Source organism: Bacillus sp. P4_D3, assembly GCF_056401855.1.
Window position 1 is genome coordinate 1 of record NZ_JBFUIN010000495.1, and the last position, 2,360, is coordinate 2,360.

The following is a 2,360-nucleotide window of genomic DNA, read 5'->3' on the forward strand; positions in this document are numbered from 1 at the left end:
CCAACAACCTTCTTCTCGATAACGGTCTACTAATTCTTTTGGCCATTCCGTATAACCTGTTAACATTCTTTCTTCCCCCTACTTTTCATTCAATGAATTATCACTTAACCCTAAAGCTTTTAACATTGTTTGAAATTTAGCTGATGTCTCCGCTAACTCCTCTTCTGGTTTTGATTCAGCAACAACTCCAGCTCCTGCAAATAATCGAAGTGTATTCTCTTGCACTTCAGCACATCGAATTGTAACAATCCATTCGCCATCTCCATTTAGATCGCTCCACCCTAACATTCCTGTAAAGAATTCACGGTCAAATGGCTCAATTTGTTGAATAGCCTCTCTCGCTTCTTCCATTGGAGTTCCGCAAACTGCTGGCGTAGGATGAAGAGCAATTGCTAATTCTAAAGAAGAAGTATTTGGATCCTTAAGTTCACCTTTCACTTCTGTAGACAAATGCCACATTGCTTCACTATGAATAACTGATGGTTTTTCCGGAACATGTAATGTATGACAATACGGAAGAAGTGCAGCGGCAACCGCTTCAACTACTACCGCATGTTCATGTAAATCTTTTGGAGAAGAAAGTAATTCTTCTGCTCTTCTTTTATCTTCTGCTGGATCATCACTACGTGGTCTTGAACCAGCTAACGGATTAGAAATTACTTGCATACCATGACGTGAAACAAGTAATTCAGGGCTTGCTCCAATTAACGTCTTACTTTTCTCGTTTTCATCTTTCGGTAAATTAACAGCAAATGTGTAGCCGTGCTTATTATGTTCTGCTAATTCACGAAGAAGCTTTTGTTTATCAATTACCTCTGAAGATTTAACATCCAACAATCTAGATAGCACGATTTTCTTTAAATCTCCGTCCTGAATTTTTGCTATTCCTTGCTTCACACCATTCATGTAAACTTCAGGCTCTGGAACTGGTGTCATTTCAAATGCCAGTTTCTCATTTTGTTTTATCTCATTTGTTTTTTCTAACTGTAAACGCTCAGTAATTCTGCAATATTCTGGTACAATAAGTTGAACTTCTTTTCTACGATCAAATGGCAAAGCTCCTACAACGATAGGATTTGGATTTCCATCCTGTTTGGCATTACTTAATACCGCCTTTACAAGCTCTGGAAAACTTTCGATTTCACTATGTTTTACTGTAGTAAACTCTCCTTCTGCCAATATCGTTCGATTTGGTGAAGCAAAAAAGAATGAAGATTCAGTCTTATAATCTTCTAAAAGTTTTTCTGACAGTTCCTTTACGGCTGTAAGTTCATTCATAGTATAATAACCTCCTGAATTTTTTATTAAGCTCCTAATGTAGCTCCGCCATCTACACATAAATTGTGCATTGTAATATGACTTGCTTTATCTGAAGCTAAAAACAATACTGCTTCAGCAATTTCTGAAGGTTGTGCAATTTTTTGTAAAGGAATTCCGAGTCTATATGTATTTTGAGAACCAGCAATTATATTTTCAGCTCCATTCTCATCAGCCCATAGTAATCTTTGCATTTCAGTTTCAGTAGAACCCGGAGAAACTAAGTTACAACGAATATTGTATGCTGCAAGTTCTAATCCTAAACACTTCATGAACATCGTCGTTGCAGCTTTTGATGCAGCATACGCAGCCATCTCCATTCTCGGAGTATTTGCCGCATTTGAACCAACTGTAACAATTGCCCCTGACTTCCTTAACATCATATGTTTACTTACTGCTCGGGACATATAGAAAACTCCTGTAGTATTGACAGAGAATGTTTTATTCCATTCTTCGTCACTTAAAGAGTGAATCGCTCCCATACGTAGAACCCCTGCAACATTTACTAATATATCTATTGGCGCTATATCATTTTCAATTCGTTCTACTACCTCTTCAACAGTGACACTATCACTCACATCTAAATGAAACGTCTTAATACGACTTTCATTTGATGCATAATGATTTAAAAACATATTAAGCCCTTCTGCATTTTGATCAACCGCAATAACTGTAGCTCCTCTTTCTAAAAACATTTTTGCTACAACACTACCTATACCTTGAGCGGCACCTGTTACTAAAACGGTTTTTCCATCAAATTCCCCTAAGTTCATTTCCTCTATCCTCTCATATAAAAATTAATCTCATTAAACAACATAAACGATAATGATTTTCATTATCAATTATGATGTAAAAAATAATACACTTACTAAACTAATTGGTCAAGTGTGTTTTCTATTACTTAATTATAGAAAAGGAAACAAAACCAATCTATTGATAATGATTTTCATTTTCTGTATCTACATCGAAATGATAATGTTTCTCAATATACTTGTCAATCTTTTTTTATTTTTCAGATATTTTTTTTTTACGTTTCCATGTAA

2 protein-coding genes are annotated in these 2,360 nt (G+C 35.6%); both read right to left on the minus strand.

Going from position 1 to position 2,360, the window contains the following annotated elements; translation table 11 throughout:
* Positions 1-78: 78 nt before the first annotated feature.
* Positions 79-1,278 (minus strand): isochorismate synthase DhbC, encoded by a 1,200-nt coding sequence (gene dhbC, locus AC1DTM_RS23200; protein WP_477000988.1) that lies wholly within the window; start codon positions 1,276-1,278, stop codon positions 79-81.
* Positions 1,279-1,304: 26 nt separating this feature from the next.
* A complete protein-coding gene (gene dhbA, locus AC1DTM_RS23205) occupies positions 1,305-2,090 on the minus strand; it encodes a 2,3-dihydro-2,3-dihydroxybenzoate dehydrogenase (protein WP_088078512.1) in 786 nt (261 codons plus the stop codon).
* Positions 2,091-2,360: the final 270 nt, after the last annotated feature.